The 3,098-nt window shown below is 37.1% G+C and carries 4 protein-coding genes and 1 riboswitch; all 4 genes read right to left on the bottom strand.

All coding sequences use genetic code 11. From position 1 onward, the window contains the following. Nucleotides 1–505, bottom strand: a 505-nt coding sequence (locus tag HT688_RS09750) for an ABC transporter ATP-binding protein (RefSeq protein ID WP_172923744.1), incomplete at its 3' end; no start/stop codon positions are given. Next, nucleotides 506–1,066, bottom strand: coding sequence for an ECF transporter S component (locus tag HT688_RS09745; RefSeq protein WP_000915290.1), 561 nt, complete (start codon nt 1,064–1,066; stop codon nt 506–508). Between the two features lie 260 nt (nt 1,067–1,326). Then, a riboswitch (TPP riboswitch) is annotated at nt 1,327–1,415 on the bottom strand. Nucleotides 1,416–1,530: 115 nt separating this feature from the next. Further along, nucleotides 1,531–2,160: a thiamine phosphate synthase gene (gene thiE, locus HT688_RS09740; RefSeq protein ID WP_172923743.1), complete on the bottom strand. Its 630-nt coding sequence runs from the start codon at nt 2,158–2,160 to the stop codon at nt 1,531–1,533. Nucleotide 2,161: 1 nt separating this feature from the next. Continuing rightward, entirely contained in the window at nt 2,162–2,944 is a 783-nt protein-coding gene (thiM, locus tag HT688_RS09735) for a hydroxyethylthiazole kinase (RefSeq protein ID WP_172923742.1), read from the bottom strand. Nucleotides 2,945–3,098: the final 154 nt, after the last annotated feature.

Genomic DNA, 3,098 nt, shown 5'->3' with positions numbered 1-3,098 from the left:
ACTGGCTTGAAGCCATAATGGAAGCAAAAGGCTCATCCAAAAGATAGACCCTAGGTTTCATAGCAAAGAGAACAGCCAAAGCAGCCTTTTGCTTTTCCCCACCTGATAAGTGATGAATGGGACGGTGCAAGATTGCCTTGCAGCGACATTGCTGGACTACCTCTGCTATTTTTGAATCAATTTCCTGAAGGTGATAGCCGATATTCTCTAGGGTAAAAACCAACTCCTCAAACAAGTTCTCCATGGTAAATTGATGATTGGGATTTTGAAATAGAATACCAACCGTCTGGATACGTTCGATGATAGAAAGCTGACTGACCTCGCTCCCGTTTATCAGGACTTGACCGCTATAGGGAAGAGAACTGACTTGGGCAATCATTTGAAAGAGACTCGATTTTCCTGAACCACTGCTCCCAACTAACAAGGTAAAAGCTTGCCCATGAAAAGTAAAATCAATCGGTTCCGAAAAAATTGGAGACTGAATCTCCCGTAATTCCAGACCCATCTATGCTTTTCCTCCAGTTGCAAACTGATGATAGAGTTTGACAATAGCACGAACCAAGATAGTACAGAAGAAATAAACAGAAATAAAACGTACCACTAGCAAGGAAAGGACAAAAGGAAGGGAGAAGGCATAGTAACCTAACTTAATGTATTCATAGACAAAGCTAACAAGCGTAATCCCAATACTATTGGCAGTTAGAGAGAGCCAACTTTCATAGCGATTCTTGGTTACGATAAAACCAAGTTCACTTCCCAAACCTTGAACCAAGCCAGACAAAAGGGCACCTAGACCGAATTGGCTACCATAAAGAACTTCAGCAAGCGCAGCTAGCACTTCTCCAATCGTTGCACTTCCCACTCTTGGAACAAAGATGGCCGCAATGGGCGCAGCCATACACCAGAGACCGAAGAGGATTTCATTGGCAAAGGCCTGCAAACCAAGAGGTGTTAAGAGTAGACTGAGAATATTATACACATATCCTGAACCAACGAAAACCCCACCAAAAAAGATAGACAAGAAAGCAAGCAAGATAACATCTTTTAACTGCCATTTTTTCAACATAAAAAACTCCTTTTTTAAAGAAAAGTGGGGCACTCAAGAAGACCGACCTAAATACTTTGTATAGCAGATTGAATTTAGAACAGTACACAAGAATGCTAAAATATTTCTAGAAATTAATTTGAATTTTCTAATTGATTTGTTCGCATCTTATTTCAATCTACTATATCATCTTCATCCAGTTTCGTAAAAGAAAAAACTCTAATTACAGATAGGAATTAGAGTTCAGCTTACAAGATTAGACAGTTCTTTTCGACATACGAAAAAAACATTTCACATTTCCCTTCGCCAGTCTTAACTGTATCAGGTTCAATGGGTATCATCTCAGCCTAAAGCACCCCAAATGTCTTTATTATTTAATTATGTGATTATTATAACACACATTTTATACTAGTTCAAGAAATTGAACTGGAAATACAGCCTTGCACTCACAAAGACAGCAGATCTTTCTTGGGTTAGATAGATACCTATTGTTCACTCATTTCCCGAACAGTTTTTTCTATATTTTTTGCATACGATATTGCTGAAATGATTGAAACACCGTCAACATTAGTCTTCATAATGTCTTTAATATGTTGCGTCTGTATCCCACCAATTGCAACTAAGGGCATTTGTGGCAATAGTTTTCTCATCAATTTAAGACCTTCATAACCTATAGCACCACCAGCATCATCTTTTGACTGGGTATCAAATACAGGCCCAACACCTACATAATCTACATATTCAACTTTTGATTGTTGAAATTCTTCTTCGTTTCTTATAGAAAGACCAATTATTTTATCTGGCATCAATTTTCTAATTTCATCAACACCAATATCATCTTGACCTACATGTACGCCATCGGCGTCAATTTCCATTGCTAAATCTATATCGTCATTAACGATAAATGGAACATTGTATTTTTTACAAAGTTCTTTAATTTGGATAGCTAGCTCAAGTTTTTCTAAGCCTTCTAAAGCACCCTCACCTTTTTCTCGAAATTGAAATAAGGTTATACCACCTTTTAAGGCTTCCTCAACGACTGTATATAGATTTTTTCCTTGGCAAGTAGTCGTTCCACAAATAAAATATAGTTTTAGTAATTCTTTATGAAACATCTTACTTCACTCTTTTGAATTCCTTTACATCTTCATCTGTAATCTCGTATAAGGCATTTATAAATTCAACTTTAAATGTCCCAGGAAGATGTCCATTTGGACGTTTTTCTGCTATTTCTCCAGCGATATTGTAAACCAACATTGCTGTTTCTAATGATTTCAATTCTTGACCTTTTTCTAGTCCGATAAAGCTTGCTACTACAGCTCCTAATAAGCATCCTGTCCCAATGACTTTCGGCATCATAGCACTACCATTATGAATCGTTACCACTTCTCCATTAACAGCAATGGCATCCACTTCACCTGTTACTACTATTGGAATATTGAACTTCTCATTTGCTGCTAGAGCAATTTCGTCAATATTATCTACGCCCGCACTATCTACTCCTTTAGATGCCACATCTATTCCTACTAAAGAGGCAATCTCGCCAGCATTTCCTCTAATCGCTGCTAGTTTATAATTGTTGATTAGATCATCTGCTACTTTTTTTCTATATTCTCCTGCTCCACAGGCTACAGGATCTAAAACTGCTGGGACATTATATTTCTTTGCAATTTTCAGAGCAGCTTGGTATAATTTCCAATTATCATCCGTTAAAGTCCCAATGTTAATCAATAATCCTCCAGCATATTTTAATAGATCTTCTAAGTCTGCTGGGTACTCGCTCATAGCTGGTGATGCACCTAGTGCTACTAATCCATTTGCTGTGAAATTTTTTACCACATCATTGGTGATGCAAATGACCAATGGTGCTTTTTCTTTTAATAATTTTAAACTTGTCATATTGAATTCCTTCCTTTTCACTTTATACGATCTACTGATTTCGGTTTATCTCTATCTTTCGTTAAGAAATTTTTCAGTTACATTGAATGATTTATACTCAATGAAAATCAAAGAACAAACTAGGAAGCTAACCGCAGGTTGCTCAAAGCACTGC

Origin of the sequence: Streptococcus sp. 1559 (assembly GCF_013276735.1) — a bacterium.
Lineage (GTDB): Bacteria > Bacillota > Bacilli > Lactobacillales > Streptococcaceae > Streptococcus > Streptococcus pseudopneumoniae.
The sequence above is the reverse complement of the archived record's forward strand: the minus strand, read 5'-3'. Positions and strand labels throughout refer to the sequence as shown.

Bases quoted from the DNA above. Each gene is read 5' to 3' on its own strand.
- thiM (WP_172923742.1), bottom strand. From the start codon at position 2,944: ATGACAAGTTTAAAATTATTAAAAGAAAAAGCACCATTGGTCATTTGC.
- HT688_RS09745 (WP_000915290.1), bottom strand. From the start codon at position 1,066: ATGTTGAAAAAATGGCAGTTAAAAGATGTTATCTTGCTTGCTTTCTTG.
- thiE (WP_172923743.1), bottom strand. From the start codon at position 2,160: ATGTTTCATAAAGAATTACTAAAACTATATTTTATTTGTGGAACGACT.